A 20,962-nucleotide genomic window follows, 5' to 3' on the forward strand; every position below is an offset into this window, starting at 1 on the left:
CTCACTCACCCGCCCGCCACCGCCTGCCGATCACCCCGTCGTACGTCCCCCTCGCCCTGCCGGGCCGACAACACCGTGCCCACCGCGACCGTCAGCGCCGCCACCACACCCGCGACGGGTACCGCCGCCGCGCCCAGGAAGGTGCACAGCAGGATCAACACACCGGCGATCGGCAGCACCGACTTCTGGGCCGGCCCGATCTTGTGGTGCCGGGAATGCAGCGCGAACGTGCTCAGCAGGAACAGCGCCGCCGGGATCGTCACGCTCGCCGACGCGGCCGTCCGGGAGATGTGCGCCTCGCCCACGGCCTGCTCGACGGCGACCTCCAGTCCCGCTCCGATGGCCGCCGCCGAACCGAAGACCACGTAGTGGCCGTACCCCCACAGGAAGGCCCGCCGGTCGGAGGCGAGGTAGTCGTGGATCGGCACCGCGAAGTAGATCCAGTACGCGGCGAACACGATCAACAGCCCGCCTGCGGCGATCGGCAGCAGTTCGTCCAGCGCCGCCTCGTCGTCGAGCGCGGTCTGGATCGCGACGGTCGCGGCGGAGATGCTCTCGCCCAGCATGATGATGGTGAACAGCCCGTACCGCTCGGCGATGTGATGCGGATGCCACGTCGTGGGGTGGTTGCGCTCGGCGATCGCCGGTACCGCGAGTTCGGCGACCACCAGCAGCAGGAACCCCCATGTCCACGCGGCGTCCGGCAGGAGCAGCAGCAGCACCCAGCCGAGTTGCACCAGCACCAGCCCGGCCGCGTAGCGCAGCGCGGTGCGCCGGGCCTCGGGGTCGGTCTCGTCGTGGGCCGCCCGCAGCCACTGGAAGGTCAGTGCGAGTCGCATGATCAGGTAGCCGACGATGGCGACCGCGTAGTCGCTGTTCTCGAACGCGCGCGGCACCCCGGCGGCCAGCACCAGGACACCGGTGATCTGGACGAGCGTCGCGACCCGGTACAGCGGGTCGTCGCAGTCGTACGCGGAGGCGAACCACGTGAAGTTGACCCACGCCCACCAGATCGCGAAGAACACGAGCAGGTAGCCCGCGAGTCCGTGCCCGGGGTGCCCCGCGGCCAGCGAGTGCACCAGTCGGCTGCCGGCTTGGGCCACCGCAACGACGAACGTCAGGTCGAAGAACAACTCCAGCGGGGTGGAAGTGCGATGTGCCTCGGTGATGTCGCGCGAGGTCATCCGCCTCAGGATGGCGTGCGGGGCCGCGGGGCGCGCGGGATCGCTCACGAGGCGGGTCCTCTCGTTCCGGACGTGATCATGGGCGGAGAGTATCGGAATTCAGGCGATAAATAGGGCCATTTCGAGCAGGCATTCGGCCTCTCGCACGGCCCGATCAGTCCGACGTCAGCACCGAGGGATGCAACTCGTCCGGGCGAGCGTGTCCGGACAGCGCCATCGACAGGTCGAACTCGGCCAGCAGGCACCGCAATACGTGCCGGACGCCCGCCTCGCCGCCCAGCGCCAGCCCGTAGACGTACGGTCGGCCCAGCAGGACCGCCCGGGCGCCGAGGGCCAGTGCCTTGAGCACGTCCGTCCCGGTGCGTACACCGCTGTCGAAGAGCACCGTCAGGTTCTCGCCGACCGCCTCCACCACGGCCGGCAGCGCGTCCAACGCAGCCACCGCGCCGTCGAGTTGGCGACCGCCGTGGTTGCTCACCACGATCCCGTCCAGACCGGCGTCGCGGGCCCGGCGCGCGTCGTCCGGATGCAGGATGCCCTTGAGCACGATCGGCCCGACCCAGTTCTCGCGCAGGAACGCCAGGTCGCCCCAGGTCTTGGTCGGATCGGAGAACATCCCCGCCCAATGCGCGATCGCCGCCGTCGGGTCCTCGGCGATCGGTTTGCTCAGCCCGGCCAGGAAGGCGGGATCGCTCAGGTAGTTCGCGATGCCGACCTGGCGCAGGAAGGGCAGGTACGCGCGATCCAGATCGTTCGGCCGCCAGCCCAGGAACCAGGTGTCCAGGGTGACCACGAGCACGGTGTACCCCGAAGCCCGGGCCCGGGCGAGCAGGCTGATTGTCACGTCGTCGTCGCGCGGCCAGTAGAGCTGGAACCAGCGCGGTCCCGATCCGGAGGCGGCGGCGATCTCCTCCAGCGAATGGGACGACGCCGTGCTCGACACCATCGGCAGCCCCAACGCGGACGCGGCTCGCGCGGTCGCCAACTCGCCCTCGGGATGCACGATGGACTGCACGCCGACCGGTCCGAGCAGCACCGGCGCGGGTGACTCGGTGCCCAGTACGGAGCAGGACAGGTCGCGCGTACCCACGTCGCGCAACATGCGCGGCACGATCCGGCGCCGCTCGAACGCCGCCCGGTTCGCCCGCATCGTCGCCCCGCCGCCGGCGCCGCCCAGTACGTAGCCACGCGGCCCCGGATCGAGCCGTTCGCCGGCGGCCGCCTCCAGGGCGGTGGCGTCCGTGGGGTAGGCCGGAGTCTCCCCGGTCAGCAGGCCATCGAGGTAGATCGAGTCCTGGAAGGCGGAGTAGGGACCGGCAACGTCGGCACCATCGACCACGACTGCACACCTTTCGCCGAGCGGAATCGCAGTACCCGACCATTTCGCACCTGTCGGCCGTACGGAAGAGCCGAAAGAGTCGACCCTCGGGCATCGGGGCAGACCTGTTCCTGTGCCGTGCCAACCGCTTCCCTGGCGTGCAGACCGCTTCCTGTGCCGTGTCGACCGCTTCCGCGCCGCGCCGACCTCCGCCGACCGCCCACGGGCGGAACCCCTTGCGGTACGGCGGATATTGCCTGGCAGGGAAGCGAGACAAGGAACCCGTTTCTCCGGTGAAATGTCACACGACACAAAGAGGTACGCGACCCGCGCCGTTTCGCGAGGCAGCCCACCACGTACGGCGAACCGCGTGCCGGACACAGACACGAGCTTGGGGAGAATCCGCATGACCCGCATCACCCGGATACCGGGGATGGCCCTCACCGACCACACGTTCACCGTTCCGCTCGATCACTCCCGTCCGGACGGACCGACCATCGAGGTCTTCGCCCGCGAGGTGGTCGACCCCACCGCGGCGGACCGGCAACGGCCGTGGTTGTGCTTCCTCCAGGGCGGCCCGGGCGGCAAGTCCGGGCGGCCCAATCGCGCCGTCGGCTGGCTCCAGCGCGCGCTGCGCACCCACCGCGTCCTGCTCCTCGACCAGCGCGGCACCGGTCGCAGCACGCCGATCACGCCGAGCCTGGCGGCCCGCACCCCGCCCGAGGAACTCGCCACGCTGCTGCGGTACATGCGCGCCGACTCGATCGTCGCCGACGCCGAGTTCATCCGTCGGCGGTTGTGCGGCGACGAGCCGTGGGAGACGCTCGGGCAGAGCTACGGCGGCTTCATCACGCTCGCCTACCTCTCCCGGGCGCCCGAGGGACTGAAGTCCTGTTACGTCACCGGCGGGTTGATCGGCCTGGACTGCACGGCGGAGGACGTCTACCACCGCACGTATCCCCGGGTGCGGGCCAAGAACGCCGAGTACTACGCGCGGTATCCGGACGACGTGGACCTGGTGCGGCGGCTGGCCGACCACCTGGCCGACAACGACGTGCGGCTGCCCGACGGCGATCGACTCACCCCGCGCCGGCTGCAGTTCCTCGGTCAGGTGTTCGGCATGGGCGACGGCTTCGAGCGGGTGCACTGGATGCTGGACGAGGCCTGGGACGGCGACCGGGTCTCGGACACCTTCCGCGCCGCCGCGATGCACGCCACCGCGCTCACCGACCAGCCCCTGTGGGCCGTGCTCCAGGAGCCGATCTACGGGCAGGGCAAGGTCGCCACGGGTTGGGCTGCGGAGAAGGTGCGCGCGGGGCTCCCGGAGTTCGCCGAGAGCGCCGATCCGCTGCTGTTCACCGGCGAGATGATGTACCCCTGGATGTTCGAGGAGATCGCCGCGCTGCGGCCCTTCCGCGAGGCGGCCGACCTGCTCGCGCGCCACGACGACTGGCCGGTCCTGTACGACGTCGAGCGGCTGCGCACGAACCGGGTCCCGGTCGCGGCGGCGGTCTTCTTCGACGACATGTACGTGGACGCCGACCTGTCGCTGGACACCGCGCGCAGGGTGGCCGGCGTGCGGGCGTGGGTCACCAACGAATGGGAGCACGACGGCTCCAACGCCTCCGGCGGCGCGATCCTGGACCGCCTGATGGACATGGCGGCCGGCAGGGTCTGACCTGTCACCACCCGGGGCGGTCCCGGCCGGCCGACGCCGTGACCGGCCCGGGGCGGCGGGTCGAACGACCACCGAACCGGCGCCCCGAGTCCCGCGGACCCGGGCCACCGGTGTCGGATCAGCTCGGCTGGTCCGGATTCGCCCACAGGTTGCGAACGTGGCCGATGTGCCGGGCCATCACGTCCTCGGCCCGGGCGGGATCGCCGGTGGCGAGCGCGTCCAGGAGTTCGAGGTGCTCGGCGGCGGAGGCGGCGAGCCGGCCGTTCTGCGCGAGCCGGGACAGACCGTACAGGCGTGAGCGTTTGCGCAGATCGCCGACCACCCGGACCAGGTGTTCGTTGCCCGCCAGCGCGAGCAACGACAGGTGGAAGCGGCGATCCGCCTCCACGTACCTGATCAGGTCGCCCGCCTCGGCCGCCGCGACGATCTCCTCGGCGACCGGGCGCAGCGTGGCCAGTTGGGCATCGGTGACCACGCCCGCGAGGCGGGCCACCACCGGAACCTCGATCAGTGCGCGGACCTCGGTGAACTCGTCCAACTCGCGGTCGGAGAGCTCGGTGACCCGAAATCCCTTGTTGCGGACGGCCTCGACCAGTCCCTCGTTGGCGAGGTCGAGCATCGCCTCGCGGACCGGTGTCGGCGACACACCGAACTGCGCGGCCAGCGCGGGCGCGGAATAGACCACACCCGGCCGCATCTCGCCCGCGATCAACGCCGCGCGCAACTCTCGTGCCACCCGGTCCCGCAGGATCGGTCGATCGTCGAAGGACGGCAGCGCGAGCGCTCCGTGTCCCGTGTCCATGGTGCCTCCTCCCGCCATGTTACTGACGGTCAGTCACCCTGGGGACCGGATCGGGACTGTGCGAACGAACGACCACGGAGCGTGAGTGTATCCGGGCGACTGCGCCGCCCGGTTCGCGACCCTCGTTCGGCCGTCGTCACAGGCGGAACCCGGCCGGGAAGGGATCCTCGGGATCGAGCAGATACTGCGCGGTGGCGGTGATCCAGGCCCGACCGGTGATCAGCGGGACCACGGCCGGATTCCCGCCCACTTCGGTGTGCTCCACGATCCGCCCGTGGAAGCGGGTCCCGATGAACGACTCGTTGACGAACGGCTGTGCGATCGCCAGTTCGCCGCGCGCGGCCAACTGGGCCATCCGCGCGCTGGTACCGGTGCCGCACGGCGAGCGGTCGAACCAACCCGGGTGGATCGCCATCGCGTTGCGCGAGAGCGTGGCGTCCGAGCCTGGGGCGAGGAACTGCACGTGGTGGCAGCCCGCGATCGCGGGATCCTCCGGATGCACCGGCCGGGCCTGCTCGTTGATCGCCGCCATGATCGCCAGACCGGTCTCCAGGATGCGCCCGGACTCGGCCCGGTCGAACGGCAGGCCGACCTTTTCGATCGGCAGGATCGCGTAGAAGTTGCCGCCGTAGGCCATGTCGTAACCGACCGCGCCGAGCCCGGGCACGTCCACGGTCGCGTCCAGGGTGTGTGCGTACGAGGGCACGTTGCGCAGGGTGACCGAGCGCGCCGCGCCGTCGCGCACCTCGACCTCGGCGATCACCAGCCCGGCGGGTGTGTCCAGCCGGACCGTGGTGACCGGTTCGACCACCTCGACCATGCCGGTCTCGACCAGCACGGTGGCGACCCCGATGGTGCCGTGCCCGCACATCGGCAGACAGCCCGACACCTCGATGAACAGCACGCCGTAGTCCGCGTCCGGGCGGGTCGGCGGTTGCAGGATCGCGCCGCTCATCGCGCCGTGTCCGCGCGGCTCGTGCATCAACAGCGTGCGGAGGTGGTCCCGATGGGCCATGAAGTGCACACGCCGCTCGGCCATCGTGGCGCCGGGGAGCACACCGACGCCGCCGGTGATCACCCGGGTCGGCATGCCCTCGGTGTGTGAGTCGACCGCGTGGAAAACGTGTCGTGAGCGCATCAGGCCAGTCCCTCCGCGAGCGCCTTCTCGGTGAACTCGCGCACCGACGCCTCCTGTTCGGGCAGCAGCGGGAGCCGCGGCGCGCGGCACGGGCCGCCGCGACGCCCGGCCAGGTCCATCGACAGCTTGATCGACTGCACGAACTCGGTGCGCGAATCCAGCCGAAGCAGCGGGTGCAACAACCGGTACAGCGGCAACACGGCGCGGACGTCGCCGCCGATCGCCGCGCGATACAACTCGACGCTCGCCTGCGGGAAGACGTTCGCGTAGCCGGCGATCCAGCCGACCGCGCCGGCCAGCCCGAACTCCAGCGCGACGTCGTCGCTGCCGATCAACACGTCCAGGCCGGGGGCGAGTTCGGCCACCTCGTAGGCACGGCGCACATCGCCGGTGAACTCCTTGACGCCGACCACGAGGCCCTCCTCGTACAGGTCCGCCAGCAGTCGCGGGGTCAGGTCGACCTTCGTGTCGAACGGGTTGTTGTACGCGACGATCGGCAGGCCGGCGCGGGCCACCGTGCGGTAGTGGTCGAGCACCGTGCGGGTGTCCGCGCGATAGCTGTTGGGCGGGAGCAGCATCACCGCCCGGGCACCTGCCTCGGCGGCCTGCTCGGTCCAGCGCAGCGACTCCGCCGCGCCGTACGCCGCGACGCCGGGCAGCACCCGGTCCCCGCCCACCGCCTCGACCGCGACGCTGACCACTTGGGCCCGCTCCTGGGGCGTGAGCGACTGGTACTCGCCCAGCGAGCCGTTCGGGCAGACCCCGTCGCAGCCCGAATCCACGAGCCAGCGCACGTGTTCGGCGTACGCGTCGAAGTCCACGGACAGGTCCTCGCGCAGCGGCAGCGCGGTGGCCACCACGACGCCGTGCCACGGCTGCCGGTCGGCGGGGCGGTCCGGGTCGGCCGGTGACGAGGAGGCGGGTTGCGGGCTCATGAGGCTCCTTGGGCTAGGTCTCCGAGACGGATGGGCACACCGATCGGACGGGTGGGCGGTGGCGCGGCGACCGGTCGTTCCAGCACGTCGGACAACACGCACGCGGTGGCCTCGGCGCACATCCGGCCCTGGCACCAGCCCATTCCGGCGCGGCTGAGCAGCTTGACCGAGCGCACGTCGTCGGCGCCGAGGCGGGCCGCGTCCTCGATCCGACCCCGCGGCACCTCCTCGCAGCGGCAGATCAGCGTGTCGGCGTCCGACCAGGACAGCCACCCGGGCCGGACGGGGTAGAGCGCGCGCAACCCGGCGGCGAACCGGGTGAGCGCGGCCCGCCGGCGCAGCAGCGCGCGCGGCGGCGTCCGCCCGGCGATCGCATACCCCGCCAACTCGCCTTCGACCGCGGCCAGATGCACTCCGCCGATGCCGGTGCTCTCGCCGGCGGCGGACAGGCCGGGGATGTTCGTCGCCTGCCGGGTGTCGACCGCGACGAATCCGTCCGGGGTGCTCGCGCAGCCGAGTTGGCCGGCGAGTTCCAGTTGCGGGGTGAACCCGTAGCCGACCGCGAGGGTGTCGCAGGGCAGTTCGGTCGACGTCCCGGGGCGGACTCGCCAGTCGGCGTCGAGGCGGGCCACGGTGACCGAGGTCAGGCCGGTGTGGTCGCCGTGTGCGGCGATCACGGCCCGTCCGGTCCGGTACGGGATGCGCCGGCGGGCCAGGGCGACCGCGTAACCGGCCGCCTCGACCACACGCGCGGGGCTGTGCGGCGCGAGCGCGGCGGCCCGCGGCGTGGGTCGGGACGCCTCCAGCACGGCGCTCACCTCGACGCCGGCGTCGGCCAGGGCGACGGCGACCGGCAGCAGGAACGGGCCGGTGCCGGCCACCACCGCGCGTCGACCGGGCGCCACGCCGTTGCCCTTGATCAGGGCCTGCGCGCCGCCGGCGGTGAGCACGCCGGGCAGATCCCAGCCGGGGAAAGGCAGTTGCCGGTCGTAGGCGCCGGTGGCCAGGAGCAGCCGGCGGCCGGTCACGGTCACCGGAGTGCCGTCCCGCTCGCCGGTGACGGCGTGTACGACGAACCCGTCGGCCGCGTGTTCGACCGCCCAGACGCGATGTTCGGCCAGGTGCTCGACGGTGTGCAGGCGGGCGAGCGGCGGCCAGGCCGGCGGTCGGCCGGCGCGGTGTCGGTGGTACTGGCCGCCCGCGCGGGAGCCGGCGTCCAGGACGGCGACCCGCAGGCCGAAGCCGGCGGCGGTGACGGCGGCGGTGAGGCCGGCGGGCCCGGCGCCGACGACGATCAGGTCGTACGTCATGTGGTGCTCACCTCGTCGTCGGGACGGGCGGCGAGCAGGCAGGCGCGCAGGGACGGGGTGCCGTTCACCGTGACCAGACAGTCGAAGCACACCCCGATGCCGCAGAACAGCCCGCGCGGCTTGCCGGCGAACCGGGTGGTGCGCCAGGACCGGATCCCGGCGGCGAGCATCGCGGCGCCGACGGTCTGTCCGGCCTCCACCGGGATGCGTCGGCCGTCCACGCCGATCCGGAAGTGTTCCGTGCCGGGTGGGCGGATCGGGGTGGGTTCGGATGCGCCGGTCACGAGGACACCTCCGCGAAGCGGGTCGGGGCGAATGGAGAGGGGTCGAATTCGGGGTCCTTGCCGGTGAGACCCCGAGCGACGAGGTGTCCGGTGGCGGGCGCCAGGCCCACCCCGGCGCCCTCGTGGCCGCAGGCGTGCCACAGGCCGGGCACGCGCGGGTCCGGGCCGATCACCGGCAGGTGGTCCGGGCAGTACGGCCGGAACCCCCGATAGGCACGCAGCACCGAGACGCCGGCCAGGAACGGGAACAGCTCGATCGCCTGCGCGGCCAGTCGGCGCAGCACCGGGACCGGGAACGAGCGGTCGAAGCCGACCCGTTCGCGGCTCGCGCCGATCAGGATCGTGCCCGCCGGGGTGCCTTCGACCACGGCGGACGAGGCCAGGTCCGCCTCGTCGCCGGCGACGTCCCCGGCGTAGGTCGCGGCATACACCTTGTGCCGCACCATCGCCGGCAGCGGCTCGGTGACCAGCACGAAGCCGCGGCGGGGGAGGATCGGCAGGGACACGCCGGCGAGCGCGGCGATCGAGCCGGACCAGGTGCCGGCCGCGTTCACCACCGCGCCGGCGGCGAATTCGCCGTGCGAGGTGCGCACGCCGAGCACCCGTTCGTCGGGCCCGCGCCGGAAGCCGGTGACGGTGACCCCGGTGTGCAGCCGCACCCCCGAGCGCAGCAGCGCGGCGGCGGCCAGTGCGGGCTGCACCTGGGCGTCCTGCGGATAGTGCGTTCCGCCGGTCAGGCCGGGGGCCAGGTGTGGTTCGTAGGAGGGCAGGTCCGCGGCGTCGACGGCGTCGGCGGTGATCCCGACGGCACGTTGCGTGGCGGCCGTGGCCGCCATCGCACCCGCCTCGGCGTCGGTGCGGGCGACGATCAGGCCGCCCTTTTGTTCGTACTCGAAATCGTGTCCGTCGTCGGCGAGTTCGGCCCACAGGCGGAGCGAGAGCCGGGCCAGTGCCAGCTCGGGCCCGGGCTTCTTGTCGGAGACCAGCAGGTTTCCCTCGCCGGCTCCGGTGGTCCCGCCCGCGACCGGACCACGATCGAGCACGGTGACCGACAGGCCGGCACGCGCGGCGTAGTGGGCACACGCGGCGCCGACGACGCCCGCGCCGATGACGACGACATCACTGGGACGGAGTTCGCTCACGTCTGTAAAATGTCACATTGCTCTTACGAGGTAAAGGGTTTGCCGTGGCCGGTTCGTGGACAGTCGGGCCGGACCCCCGAAATACGAAGGCCCGCGGTCGGGGGGGGGGGGGGGCGCCCCCCCCCCCCCCCCGGGCCCGGGGGGGGGGGGGGGGGCCCCCCCCCCCCCCCCCCCCGGGCCCGGGTCGTGTCCGGCGGGACACCCCTTGCGGCACGCCGACTCAGGGTTTGCCGACGGCCTTTCCGTGCCGTGCGGTGAGCCACGAGACCAGGTCGGCGGTGCGGTTCGTGATGATTCCGTCCACTCCGGCGTCGTCGAGTGCGGCCCACTCCTTGGGGTCGTCCGGCGTCCAGGCCAGCACCGCGATCCCGGCCGCGTGCAACTGGGCCACCAGCTGCGGGCGTTGCCGCAGGCCCTGGTAGGAAGGGTTGTAGGAGGCGAGGCGCAGCTCCCTGGCCAACGCGACCGGATCGGCGTCGAGGCGATCCCGGAGCAGTCCGAGCGGCAGCTCGGGGGCGAGATCGCGGGTGATCCGCAGCGACTCCTGGTCGAAACTCTGTACGAACACCCGGCCGGACATGCCGGCCAGGCGCACCTCCTGCACGATCCGGGAGATCTCCTCTCGGGTCTGCGGGGTCTTGATCTCCAGGAGCAGCCGGCCGCCGTGCGTGCGCAGGTCGGCGAGCTGCTCGCGCAGGGTCATCACGCGGGTGCCGGCGAAGGACGGCTTGAACCACTTCCCGGCGTCCAGCGTGGCCAGATGAGCACTCGTCAGGTCGCGAAGGCGGCCCTTGCCGTTGGTGGTTCGATCCACCGTGACGTCGTGCATGATGTGCGGGACGCCGTCGACGCTGGGCTGTACGTCGTTTTCGATCCAGTCCGCGCCGGAGCGGCGGGCCGCCTCGTCCGAGGGCAGCGTGTTCTCCGGGGCCAGATGCGGCGCGCCCCGGTGCCCGAACACCATCGGGCGGGCGCCGGGGGCGCGGATGTAGCTGCGGCCGTCGATGGCGGAGCTGCCCCGGCGGCTGTCGAGAGTGTCCGCGGGCGGATGTGCGGCGGCGGCCTGCGGCGGCTTGGTGGCCGGGAGAGTGGCGCTGGACAGGGACGACTTCGAGTCGTCGCCCAGGTACGTGGGCGCCAGATATTGCACGCAGCCGATCGCGATGCCCAGGCCGGCCAGGGAGCCGACGATCCGTCGCTTGGCACGGCGGTATCGGGGCCGGGCTGGGCGCCCGGACGGGTCAAGGAGCATCCACGCATCGTAGAAGCAATTTCGGGCTGCCATTCGCATTTGATCATTACGATGCGTTGCCCTCGACATGCGCACCGTGATGATCGATGTGAGAGTGGTTGACGACCGACCATCGGTTCTCCGTAGGAGGAAACGGCCATGGCCAAGCAGAAGTCGAAACCCCACCTGCAGAACAAGAACTCGCTGTTCGTCGAAGCCGAGCGTGCAGACTCCGCACCGGCACCGGCAGCGGAGGCGACGGACACCCTCGAATCCCCCAAGGCCGCCCGCCGCGGCAAGAGCGAGCGGCCGAAGAGCCGTCCGCGCCGCTGACGGCCCGGCTTCCCGGACGGCGGCCCGGGCGATCGGCCCGGGCCGCCGTCCCCGAACCTCGCGGATGCCCGGGGGAGGGGCGTGACGATCCCACCGCCCCGCCCGGTACGCGCCCGCAGGCCCCGTCGACTTCGTGTCGGCGGGGCCTGTGGCGTGTCGGGCCGGGAACTACGGGCGGGTCGGCCCGTACACCCGGCCGGTCCTGGTGGACACGCTGCCGAACAGGCCACGCGGGGTGAGCTTGGCGAGCCCGACCACCGCCTTGTAGCGCAGGTCCGGCACGCTGACCGTGCGGCCCACCGCCAGGTCGCGGATCGCGGCGGCGACCACCCGATCGGCGTCCAGCCACATCCAGTTGGGGATGTTGGACGTGCCCATCCCGGCTCGCAGGTGGAACTCGGTGCGCACGAATCCCGGACACAGCGCCATCAACCGCACGCCGCTGCCGTTGAGTTCGCGGGCCGCACCCTCGGTGAAGGAGACCACCCACGCCTTGCTCGCGCCGTAGGTGCCGCGCGGCAGGAAGGCCGCGACGGACGCCACGTTGATCACCCAGCCGCGGCCGCGCTCGCGCATCGCCGCACTCGCCGCACCGGTCAGCCGCAGCACCGCCTCGCAATGCACCTTGAGCATGCGCACCTCGTCGGCCGTGGACGCGTCCAGGAAGGAACCCCGGTTGCCGAAGCCCGCGTTGTTGACCAGCACGTCCACTGGCGCGGCGCGATCGGCGAGTCGGGCCTCGACCGCCGCGATTCCCTCGTCCAGGGACAGGTCCGCGGCCAGCACCTCCACCGACACGCCGTGCTCCTCGCGCAGGTCGCGGGCGGATTCGGCCAGCCGTTCCCGGTCGCGCGCGACCAGGACGAGGGCGTGCCCCTCGTGGGCGAGCCGTCGGGCGAACGCGGCGCCGAGGCCCGAGGTGGCACCGGTGATCAGTGAGGTCGTCATGCCACCCAGGGTAGTAACCGAGCGCCCGCCGGTCCGCCGGGTGCGTCCGCGGTGTCGCCGACCGACGCGCGGGACGGACACCGGGTTCGTGGCGGCCCGCGCTGGGGCAGGCGGCCCGATGCGCGTGCGGGCAGTGGGCCGCGCGGTCGGCTGAAACAATGGCGCCGGGGCGGATCCCGGAAGGAAGTAGGCGATGGCGGCTGCGGTGCGCAAGGTCGGTGGACGCGTGCCGCCCGCCCGGGGGACCCGACCGCGTAATCGGCGCGCGCTGATCCTGGCGGCGGCGGCCGAGCTGTTCCACCGCCGCGGGTACGCCGACGTGGGCATGAGCGACATCGCCGAGGCGGTGGGCATGGGCCCCTCCGCGCTGTACCGGCACTTCCGGAGCAAGCAGCACCTGCTCATGCAGGTCGTGCTCGACGGGGTCGCACCGGTGCGCGAGGCGCTGGCCCGCAGCGCGGTCGAGGATCCGGACACGGTGCTGCGCGCGGTGGTTGCGGTCACCCTCGACCATCGCGAGGTCGGCGTGTTGTGGCAGCGCGAGGGCCGATTGTTACCGGCGGCGGAGCGGGCCGAGGTCCGGCGCGAGATCCGCGCGGTGACCGCCGTGGTCGCCGGACTGATTCGGGACGCCCGCCCGCGGTTGTCGCCGGAACAGGCCGAGTTGCTCGCGTGGTGCGGGCTGGGGGTGCTGCTCAGCCCGTCCTTCCATCGGATCGAACTTCCCCGTCCGGAGTACGTGCGGCTGCTCGTGGAGCTGGGCCGGGCGGCGGTCGCGGCTCCGCCCGCCGAACTGGTGCCGAACGCCCGCGCGCGGCCGCCGGCCGGGATCGCGCTGCGCTCCCGACGCGAGGCGCTGCTGACCGCGGCCGTACGGATGTTCGCCGAGCAGGGGTATGCCGGTGTGGCCATCGAGGACATCGGCGCGGCGGCCGGGATCGCGGGCCCGAGCGTGTACAACCACTTCGAAAGCAAGGGCGACCTGCTCTCGGCCGCGGTGACCCGGGGCATCGAGTGGTTGACGATGGACATGACGGGGGCGCTCGCGGGCGCCGCGGATCCCGAGGCCGCGCTGCGCGCCCTGCTGGAGGCGTACATCCGGTTCGCGGCCGAGCACAGCGACCTGGTCTCGTTGCTGCTCACCGAGGTGTCGCACCTGCCGATGTCGGCGCGGCACCGGGCCCGGCAGGCGCAGGCGGACTACCTCATGGAGTGGGCGCACCTGCTGTGCGCGGTGCGCCCGCAGTACGGTACGGCGCCGGCCCGGATCCGGGTGCACGCCGCGCTGACCGCGATCAACGACGTGGCGCGCACCCGACACCTACGGGACACCGCCGGCGTGGCCGCGACGCTTGCCGCGGTGGCCGGTGCGGTGCTGGGGTTGGACCCGGCCGGGGAGCCCGAGCCGCCGCTGGACGCTAGCGGTTGAGCCGCCTGCGGGCGCTGCCGGGGTGGCCGCGAGGGCCGGGCGGGGCGGGCGTGTCGCGCGGTGTGGTGGGTACGCGAAGGCGCGGCCTGGTGTGGCGGGTTCGCCCGAAGGCGCGGCCTGGTGTGGTGGGTTCGCCCGAACGCGCCGCCGGAAGCGGGCCGGGTACGGATCGGGCCTGGGGATCAGTTCGTGGGCGTCGGCTGCGGCGCCGGTTCGGTGCCGCCCAGGTGTGCGCCCAGGCGGGCGGCGATCTCCTGCATTCTGGTGGTCATCCACTCTTCTTCCATCGCTCGGATCCGGCCCTCGGGGCCGGACACGGACAGCGCGGTCGCGGTGGGTGCTCCCGGGACCACGACCGCGACGCAGCGCACGCCGAGTTCCTGCTCCTGGTCGTCGATGGCATAGCCCTGCGCCCTGATCCGCGGGAGAAGGGCGAGCAGTTCGGCCGGATCGGTGACCGTGTGCTCGGTGTGCGAGGCCAGGGGTCGGCCGCCGAGCACGCGGGCGGCGTCCGGCTCGGGCAACTGGGCGAGCAGGACCTTGCCCACCGCGGTGCAGTGCGGCTGCACCCGTCGGCCGACCTCGGTGAACATCCGCATCGAGTGCCGGCTGGGCACCTGGCCGACGTAGACCACCTCGCCCGCCTCCAGCACCGCGAGATTGGCGGTCTCGCCGGTGATCTCCATCAGTTCGGCCAGGTACGGCCGGGCCCAGCTGCCGAGCAGCCGGCCGGCCGTCTCGCCCAGCCGGATCAGCCGCGGGCCGAGGGTGTACCGGCGGGAGGCGTCCTGGCGCAGATAACCCAGCGACACGAGCGTGCGTACCAGGCGGTGGATGGTGGGCATGGGCAATCCTGAACGCGCGGCGAGTTCGCTGAGCGTCAGCACCCCGCCGGCGTCGGCGAGCAGTTCGAGGAGGTCGAACGCGCGTTCCAGGGACTGGACGCCACCGCTCGTGCCGTTGCTACCCGAGTCGCGTGCGGCCACGGCACGACCTCCGTCGAGAATATTCCAACACGTCGTTGAACTTCCGTTTTGTGGAAACTAATGTCCATTCTACAAAAGAGCGTCGACGGCGAAGGAGAGCCAACGCATGAGTGCACCGACCATCGTGGTCAAGCACGGCACGGCGACCGGTGGCTCCGTGCCGCGCGCGGACGAGGTGCTCACCACCGAGGCGCTGGGTTTCGTGGCGAGCCTGCAGCGCAGGTTCGGCGGCCGTCGTGACGCGTTGCTCGACCTGCGCCGGGCCCGACGCGAGGAGATCGCCCGCACCGGCCGGCTCGACTTCCTGCCGGAGACCGCCGAGGTGCGCGCCGCCGACTGGCGCGTCGCCGAGGCGCCGCCCGCACTGCGCGACCGGCGGGTGGAGATCACCGGCCCGGCGGATCGCAAGATGACGATCAACGCGCTCAACTCGGGCGCCCGGATCTGGCTCGCCGACTTCGAGGACGCCTCGGCGCCCACCTGGCACAACGTGGTCGCGCATCAGCTCAACCTGATCGACGCCTACGAACGGCGGATCGACTTCTCCACCGCCGAGGGCAAGACCTACCGGCTGCGCCCGGACGACGAATTGGCCACCGTGGTGATGCGCCCGCGCGGCTGGCACCTCGACGAACGGCACGTCCTGGTGGACGGGGCGCCGGCCGCCGGTGCGCTGGTCGACTTCGGCCTGTACTTCTTCCACAACGCGGCCCGGCTGCTCGACCGGGGCCTGGGCCCGTACTTCTACCTGCCGAAGATCGAGAGCCACCTCGAAGCCCGGTTGTGGAACGACGTGTTCCGGCACGCGCAGGAGCTGCTGGACATCCCGCACGGCACGATCCGGGCCACCGTGCTGATCGAGACGGTCACGGCCGCGTTCGAGATGGACGAGATCCTGTACGAACTGCGCGAGCACGCCTCGGGCCTGAACGCGGGCCGCTGGGACTACCTGTTCAGCATCGTGAAGAACTTCCGCGACGCGGGCGGAGCGTTCGTGCTGCCGGACCGCAACGCGGTCACCATGACCGCGCCGTTCATGCGTGCGTACACCGAACTGCTCGTGCGCACCTGCCATCGGCGCGGCGCGCACGCGATCGGCGGGATGGCGGCGGTGATCCCCTCCCGGCGCGACGCGGCGGCCAACGCGGCGGCGCTGACCAAGGTGCGCGACGACAAGGACCGCGAGGCCGGCGACGGCTTCGACGGCTCGTGGGTGGCCCACCCGGACCTGGTGCCGGTCTGTCGCGAGGCCTTCGACGCGGTGCTCGGCGATCGGCCGAACCAGATCGAACGCACCCGGGACGACGTCGAGGTGACGGCGGATCAGCTGCTGGACGTGGCGTCCGCGGACGGGTCGCCGACCGGCGCCGGACTGCACGCGGCGGTCGGGGTCGGACTGCGCTACCTGGAGGCGTGGTTGCGCGGATACGGCGCGGTCGCCGTCTTCGGCCTGATGGAGGACGTGGCGACCGCGGAGATCTCCCGGTCCCAGGTATGGCAGTGGATCAACAACGGCGTGGTGCTCTCGGACACCGGCGAGAAGGTGACCGCGGACCTGGTCCGGCGCCTGGTCGTCGAGGAACTGGGCGCACTGCGCGGGGAGATCGGCGAAGACCGGTTCGAGGCGGGCCGCTGGGCGGACGCGCGCGACCTGTTCCTCGAGGTCGCTCTGGCCGAGGAGTTCGTCGACTTCCTCACCCTGCCGGGTTGCGAACTCCTCGACTGAGTGGAGCCGTTCGCAGTCCCCGGAGACGAGGAACGGCCGGTCCCGCCCCGGCGGTCGTGTGGCACATGCGGGTCGGGCGGGCCCGGTCGTTCCGCACATGCGCACGGCGCTTCGGCCGCGAGTGACGTGGCATTCGACCCCCGCCCGGGTGCGGCGATCGTGTTGGCGCCGAGCGCGCGCATGCGTGCACACCCGCCGACACCTCGCGCGCGAGGGCATCGAACAGGAGGCAGCACATGGCACGGATGTTCCTCAACGGCCAGGCGATGGAGGGCGGTCCCTTCCACCACCACCTGGAGGGCGCGCCGCTGGTCGCCAAGACCCGTACCGCGCCCGGCTATCGCTTCTTCTCCATCGACGACCGCTGCCCGGGTCTGCTGCCCGATCCGGCGAGCGAGGCGCAGATCGAGGGTGAGGTGTACGAGGTTCCGGACGAGGTGCTGCGCGACAGCCTGTTGCCCACCGAGCCGGCCGAGCTGGAGTTCGGGATCATCGAACTGGAGGACGGCTCGGCCTGCTTCTCGATGATCCTGCGGCGCGGCGAATCGCAGTCGGGCCGGCACCGGGAGATCACCGAGTTCGGTGGCTGGCGCGCCTACCTGCGGACACTGGGGCGCGAGGCTTAGCGGCGGTTCGGCCCGCCGGGCCTGGCTTGCGCCCGGTGCGGGTCGGGGCGAGGGAGCGGGCCGACCCCAGGACCGGCCCGGGGTGGGCCGCCCCCTCGCCCCGACGCCGGGCGCGCTTTCGATCGGCGGCGCCCAATCCCGACAATCGGGGCCCATATGATCATGGCATGACTGCCGCGAACCCGGCCCTGGCCGCCATCCTCGACCGCGCCGACGAGACCGAGACCGACCCCGCCGATCTGCTCGCGGAGATCGTGGCCGGCGGCGTGGTCGTCCCGATCGACGACACCGAGTCGGTGGTCTTCATCCAGGGGCAGGACGGGCTGCCGTGGCTGCCCGCGTTCGTCGACGCGGCCACCTGCGCCCGGGACGTGCCGCACGCCCGGCCGTATCTGTGCGACGCCGCGCGCCTGGTCGACATCGCCGCGCGGACCGGCGTGCGCACCATGACGGTGGCCTCCGCCACGCAGTGCGCGACCGTACCGCTGGTCCTGGTCGCCAGGGCCGCGACGGCGAACGACTGACGACCCCGCGCAAGGGGATCGGCGAACGCCGAGCTGCGCCGGCGGCTCACTCGGCGCGCAGGCGAGCCGCCGCGTGGGCCACGTTGCGGGCGATTTCCTCCTCGTCGATCCGGGAGAGCCGGCCCTGTTCGACCACCTCGCGACCGTTCACCAACAGCAGGGTCAGCGGTGCCGCCGCGCCCAGGACCAGCGCGGCGACCGGATCGACGATGCCCGAGTGCAGGACGCCGTCCACCCGCCACATCGCCAGGTCGGCGAGCTTGCCGGGCTCCAGCGAGCCGATCTCGTGCTCGCGACCGAGCACCTTCGCACCGCCCATCGTGCCCAGCCGCAACGACTGACGGGCCGTCATCGCCGCCGGGCCGCCGCGCAGCCGGGCGATCAGCAGCGCGTTGCGCAGTTCCGTACCCAGTTCGCCCGACTCGTTGGAGGCGGCGCCGTCCACGCCCAGGCCGACCGGTACGCCGGCGGCCACCATCTCCGGCACGCGCGCGATGCCCGCGGCCAGCCGGGCGTTGGAGGACGGGCAGTGCGCCACGCCGGTGCCGGTGGCGGCGAACTTGGTGATGTCCGAGTCGTTCATGTGTACGCAGTGCGCCATCCACACGTCCTCGCCCAGCCAGCCCACGCTCTCCAGGTAGTCGGTGGGGCCCATGCCGAACTTCTCCCGGCAAAAGGCATCCTCCTCCACCGTCTCCGAGCCGTGGGTGTGCAGTCGCACGCCCTTTGCGCGGGCCAACTCGGCCGCTCCGCGCAGCAGTTGCGGAGTGGCCGAGAACGGCGAGCAGGGTGCGGCGGTGATCCGCACCATCGAGTCGAAGGACGCGTCGTGCCACGTGTCGATCGCCTCGGCGGTCGCGGCGAGTGCCGCGTCGGTGTCCTCGACGCACGCGTCCGGCGGCAGCCCGCCCTGCGATCGGCCCAGGTCCATCGAGCCGCGAGTGGGTTGGAAACGCATGCCCAGTTCGGCCAGCGCGCGGATCTCCGCCCCCAGGATGTCGCCGCCGTCCTTGGGGAAGACGTACGCGTGATCCGTGGAGGTGGTGCAACCCGAGCGCAGCAGCGCGGCGGCCGAGCCCTGCGCGGCGGCGTAACACATCTCGTCGTCGATCTTCGCCCAGGTGGGGTACAGCGTCACGAGCCAGTCGAAGAGGTTGCACTCCTGGGCGAGGCCGCGGGTGATCCACTGGTAGAAGTGGTGGTGCGTGTTGACCAGGCCCGGTGTGACCAGGTGGCCCGTCCCGTCGATCCGGCGGACGACGGTTTCCAGGCCGGCGGGGGCGGCCCCGGCGCCGACCGACTCGATGCGGTTGCCCGCGACCACGATGTGGCCGAAGGCGTACTCGGTGTCCCGCGCGTCCACGGTTGCGATCGCGCAGTTCTCGATGACGACGCGCCGGGGGGCGGCGGGGTCGACGGTGCCGGCGCCCGGGGAGGTCGCGGGGGAGCCGCCTGCGGAATTCCGCGCGGAGTGCGCTTCGGAGTCGCCCACGGAACCCGCGTCGGGGTTCCCTACGGAGTTCGCCTCGGAGTTCCCTACAGACATGGGCGGTTCCTTTGCGGCAGCGGTCCGATGTGCGAACGTATCGCCGTCCGGTCCTGCGGGCGTGCGTGCGGGCTCGGAGGCGGGACGGCGGATGGAGAAGCCTCCGGGGCGGATGCCCGAGCGGCCGGCGTTCAGTCCACCGGGATTCGCGGGGTGACACCCTTGCGGTGCACCGTGCCCTCGATCGAACCGTAGGGTCGATCGGCGGCCTGTCAGCTCCCTCGATAGACGGAGTATCCGTAGGGGTTGAGCAAGAGCGGTACGTGGTAGTTCGTTTCGGGGTCGGCGGTGAAGACCACCCGGACTTCCGGGAAGAACGGCGTCTCGCCGCGGGCGCGGCGGTACGCGGCGACGTCGAAGACCAGCCGGACGTCCACCGGCCCGGCGTCCGGCCCGACCCCCAGCGGCGGCAGGTCCGGACAGCGGCCGTCGGCGTTCGTGGCGGACGTGCCGAGCACGATCCACGTTCCGTCGGCCGTGCGCCGGGACAACTCGACCGGCACCTCGGTTGCCGGTCGGCCCTCGCTGGTGTCCAGGATGTGGGTGGAGATCATGCGGAGATCAGCCCTTCCAGGCGCAGGCGGTTGATCTTCCGCAGCTCCTCGCGGGTGACCTCCCACTCGGACGCCGGGTCGTTGTCGAGTCGGTGCCGCAGCTCGGCGAGCATCTCCGCGGCGCTGCGACCACTCGCGCAGATCAGGAAGACCCGGCCGAACCGGTTCTCGTACGCGATGTTCCCGGCCCGCAGGTCGGCCAACACCGCGTCACCCGCCCGGTGGACCCCCGACTGTTCGCGCGCGGACCGCGGATCGTCGGGACGCGCGCGGCCGATCACGGCGTGGCCGTCGATCGCCTCCCGGAGATCCTCGGCGGTGAGCGCCGCGACCGCCTCGTCGGAACTCGCGTACAACTCGTCCGGATCGCCGTAGGGCCGCGCCGCGAGCACCGCACCGATCCAGGCACCACTCGCACAGACCCCACCGAGCAGCCGGATCGCCTCGTCGTCGGACGCGTGGTTGAGCCTGTCGAGTCCTGGCACCGACGACATCCCGGGAACCTCCTCACTCGGCGGCCGGACCGTCCGGAGCCGAACGCCGCACCCGAGCGGATACCCCGATCCGACGATGGCCGGCACGCTAGGCGCCCCGAATCCCCACCGTCAACAGCTTGTTGAAGCCAACCACCCCGACACCCGCCCCCACCCCGGAAACACACCAAACGGAATCCTTTCCTCCGGACGCCCTCGAGACGGGAGGCGCACGAGCCAATCCGCGGTGATAGGCCACGCACTGTGCTAGCTTCGTCGCGATTCGTGCAACAGGCGTTCGAAGTGGGCGGGGGCTCATGCCTGATGGGGAATTCGGGGTCGATTTCGGCTGGCTCGATCGACTCGCGGGCGACTTGCGACAGGGCACGAATGTGCTCGAACAGTCACTCGATGCACTCAAGGAAACCGGCCCGATCCGCACCGGGCACAAGGACTTGGACCACGCGTGCGCCAAGTTTCACGACAACTGGAACCACGGCCTGAAGTTCATGCGTGCGGACCTCGAACACGCCGCGGACGCAATCCGGCTGGCCCGGGCGAACTACTCGCAGACGGAGGGGGCGGTGCGATCGGCGTTCACGCCGTCGGGTGCGCTCTCTGCGTCCGGCGCGCATGATGCGCCCGACGCGTCGCAGGCCGGGCCCGATGGGTCGGGTGAGGGGCCGGTGCCGCAGGCCGTGCCCGTGGTGGCGACCGCTCCTGCGCGCAGCACGATCCGATCCGTGCTGAATCCCGAGTCATGAGCGCGGACGAGGACTACCTTCAGGCCGTCTG

Annotated in this window: 21 protein-coding genes; 7 read left to right on the top strand and 14 right to left on the bottom strand. The window is 72.0% G+C overall.

What is annotated here, in order from left to right:
* Positions 1-5: 5 nt before the first annotated feature.
* Positions 6-1,184 carry a low temperature requirement protein A gene (locus ACFZBU_RS43900; protein ID WP_391589467.1) on the bottom strand — a complete coding sequence of 393 codons (1,179 nt, stop codon included), beginning with the start codon at positions 1,182-1,184 and terminating at the stop codon, positions 6-8.
* Between the two features lie 154 nt (positions 1,185-1,338).
* Positions 1,339-2,523: a lactate 2-monooxygenase gene (locus ACFZBU_RS43905; protein ID WP_391589411.1), complete on the bottom strand. Its 1,185-nt coding sequence runs from the start codon at positions 2,521-2,523 to the stop codon at positions 1,339-1,341.
* A gap of 385 nt (positions 2,524-2,908) precedes the next feature.
* Between ACFZBU_RS43905 and ACFZBU_RS43910 the strand changes: the two genes are divergently transcribed.
* A complete protein-coding gene (locus ACFZBU_RS43910; protein WP_391589412.1) occupies positions 2,909-4,180 on the top strand; it encodes an alpha/beta fold hydrolase in 1,272 nt (423 codons plus the stop codon).
* 118 nt (positions 4,181-4,298) lie between these two features.
* Here ACFZBU_RS43910 and ACFZBU_RS43915 read toward each other — a convergent pair whose 3' ends face one another.
* The 7 genes from ACFZBU_RS43915 to ACFZBU_RS43945 all read right to left on the bottom strand — a co-directional run bounded on the left by ACFZBU_RS43915 (position 4,299) and on the right by ACFZBU_RS43945 (position 11,043).
* Positions 4,299-4,982 carry a GntR family transcriptional regulator gene (locus tag ACFZBU_RS43915; protein ID WP_391589413.1) on the bottom strand — a complete coding sequence of 228 codons (684 nt, stop codon included), beginning with the start codon at positions 4,980-4,982 and terminating at the stop codon, positions 4,299-4,301.
* A 136-nt stretch (positions 4,983-5,118) separates the two neighbouring features.
* Entirely contained in the window at positions 5,119-6,120 is a 1,002-nt protein-coding gene (locus ACFZBU_RS43920) for a proline racemase family protein (RefSeq protein WP_391589414.1), read from the bottom strand.
* Positions 6,120-7,055, bottom strand: coding sequence for a dihydrodipicolinate synthase family protein (locus tag ACFZBU_RS43925; RefSeq protein WP_391589415.1), 936 nt, complete (start codon positions 7,053-7,055; stop codon positions 6,120-6,122). The genes ACFZBU_RS43920 and ACFZBU_RS43925 overlap by 1 nt, the downstream gene beginning before the upstream one ends.
* A complete protein-coding gene (locus ACFZBU_RS43930) occupies positions 7,052-8,365 on the bottom strand; it encodes an FAD-dependent oxidoreductase (RefSeq protein ID WP_391589416.1) in 1,314 nt (437 codons plus the stop codon). The genes ACFZBU_RS43925 and ACFZBU_RS43930 overlap by 4 nt, the downstream gene beginning before the upstream one ends.
* The gene (locus ACFZBU_RS43935; protein ID WP_391589417.1) at positions 8,362-8,649 is read right to left on the bottom strand and encodes a (2Fe-2S)-binding protein; all 288 of its coding nucleotides are present in this window, start codon (positions 8,647-8,649) and stop codon (positions 8,362-8,364) included. The genes ACFZBU_RS43930 and ACFZBU_RS43935 overlap by 4 nt, the downstream gene beginning before the upstream one ends.
* A complete protein-coding gene (locus ACFZBU_RS43940) occupies positions 8,646-9,791 on the bottom strand; it encodes an NAD(P)/FAD-dependent oxidoreductase (protein ID WP_391589418.1) in 1,146 nt (381 codons plus the stop codon). Before ACFZBU_RS43940 ends, ACFZBU_RS43935 begins: the two co-directional genes overlap by 4 nt.
* 220 nt (positions 9,792-10,011) lie before the next feature.
* The gene (locus ACFZBU_RS43945) at positions 10,012-11,043 is read right to left on the bottom strand and encodes a glycerophosphodiester phosphodiesterase (RefSeq protein WP_391589419.1); all 1,032 of its coding nucleotides are present in this window, start codon (positions 11,041-11,043) and stop codon (positions 10,012-10,014) included.
* Positions 11,044-11,181: 138 nt separating this feature from the next.
* Between ACFZBU_RS43945 and ACFZBU_RS43950 the strand changes: the two genes are divergently transcribed.
* The gene (locus ACFZBU_RS43950) at positions 11,182-11,355 is read left to right on the top strand and encodes a hypothetical protein (RefSeq protein WP_391589420.1); all 174 of its coding nucleotides are present in this window, start codon (positions 11,182-11,184) and stop codon (positions 11,353-11,355) included.
* Between the two features lie 168 nt (positions 11,356-11,523).
* Here ACFZBU_RS43950 and ACFZBU_RS43955 read toward each other — a convergent pair whose 3' ends face one another.
* Complete coding sequence (locus tag ACFZBU_RS43955; RefSeq protein ID WP_391589421.1) at positions 11,524-12,303, bottom strand: SDR family NAD(P)-dependent oxidoreductase; 780 nt, start codon at positions 12,301-12,303, stop codon at positions 11,524-11,526.
* A gap of 193 nt (positions 12,304-12,496) precedes the next feature.
* On the opposite strand from ACFZBU_RS43955, the gene ACFZBU_RS43960 reads away from it, so the two are divergent.
* Positions 12,497-13,732, top strand: a complete 1,236-nt coding sequence (locus ACFZBU_RS43960; RefSeq protein ID WP_391589422.1) for a TetR/AcrR family transcriptional regulator — start codon at positions 12,497-12,499, stop codon at positions 13,730-13,732.
* 182 nt (positions 13,733-13,914) lie between these two features.
* Here ACFZBU_RS43960 and ACFZBU_RS43965 read toward each other — a convergent pair whose 3' ends face one another.
* The gene (locus tag ACFZBU_RS43965) at positions 13,915-14,718 is read right to left on the bottom strand and encodes an IclR family transcriptional regulator (protein ID WP_391589423.1); all 804 of its coding nucleotides are present in this window, start codon (positions 14,716-14,718) and stop codon (positions 13,915-13,917) included.
* A 106-nt stretch (positions 14,719-14,824) separates the two neighbouring features.
* On the opposite strand from ACFZBU_RS43965, the gene aceB reads away from it, so the two are divergent.
* From aceB to ACFZBU_RS43980, 3 genes are all read left to right on the top strand, one after another.
* On the top strand, positions 14,825-16,444 hold the full coding sequence (gene aceB, locus ACFZBU_RS43970) for a malate synthase A (RefSeq protein WP_391589424.1): 1,620 nt from the start codon (positions 14,825-14,827) through the stop codon (positions 16,442-16,444).
* A 236-nt stretch (positions 16,445-16,680) separates the two neighbouring features.
* Entirely contained in the window at positions 16,681-17,070 is a 390-nt protein-coding gene (locus ACFZBU_RS43975; protein ID WP_391589425.1) for a gamma-glutamylcyclotransferase, read from the top strand.
* A 167-nt stretch (positions 17,071-17,237) separates the two neighbouring features.
* Positions 17,238-17,594 (top strand): SseB family protein, encoded by a 357-nt coding sequence (locus tag ACFZBU_RS43980; protein ID WP_391589426.1) that lies wholly within the window; start codon positions 17,238-17,240, stop codon positions 17,592-17,594.
* 46 nt (positions 17,595-17,640) lie between these two features.
* Here the strand turns inward: ACFZBU_RS43980 and ACFZBU_RS43985 are convergent, their stop codons facing one another.
* The 3 genes from ACFZBU_RS43985 to uraD all read right to left on the bottom strand — a co-directional run bounded on the left by ACFZBU_RS43985 (position 17,641) and on the right by uraD (position 20,188).
* On the bottom strand, positions 17,641-19,140 hold the full coding sequence (locus ACFZBU_RS43985; RefSeq protein ID WP_391589427.1) for an 8-oxoguanine deaminase: 1,500 nt from the start codon (positions 19,138-19,140) through the stop codon (positions 17,641-17,643).
* A 212-nt stretch (positions 19,141-19,352) separates the two neighbouring features.
* Complete coding sequence (gene uraH / locus ACFZBU_RS43990) at positions 19,353-19,694, bottom strand: hydroxyisourate hydrolase (protein WP_391589428.1); 342 nt, start codon at positions 19,692-19,694, stop codon at positions 19,353-19,355.
* Positions 19,691-20,188, bottom strand: a complete 498-nt coding sequence (gene uraD, locus ACFZBU_RS43995; RefSeq protein WP_391589429.1) for a 2-oxo-4-hydroxy-4-carboxy-5-ureidoimidazoline decarboxylase — start codon at positions 20,186-20,188, stop codon at positions 19,691-19,693. Before uraD ends, uraH begins: the two co-directional genes overlap by 4 nt.
* Before the next feature lie 371 nt (positions 20,189-20,559).
* On the opposite strand from uraD, the gene ACFZBU_RS44000 reads away from it, so the two are divergent.
* On the top strand, positions 20,560-20,931 hold the full coding sequence (locus ACFZBU_RS44000; protein WP_391589430.1) for a hypothetical protein: 372 nt from the start codon (positions 20,560-20,562) through the stop codon (positions 20,929-20,931).
* Positions 20,932-20,962: the final 31 nt, after the last annotated feature.

This window comes from Embleya sp. NPDC008237 (genome assembly GCF_042956465.1).
Lineage (GTDB): Bacteria > Actinomycetota > Actinomycetes > Streptomycetales > Streptomycetaceae > Embleya.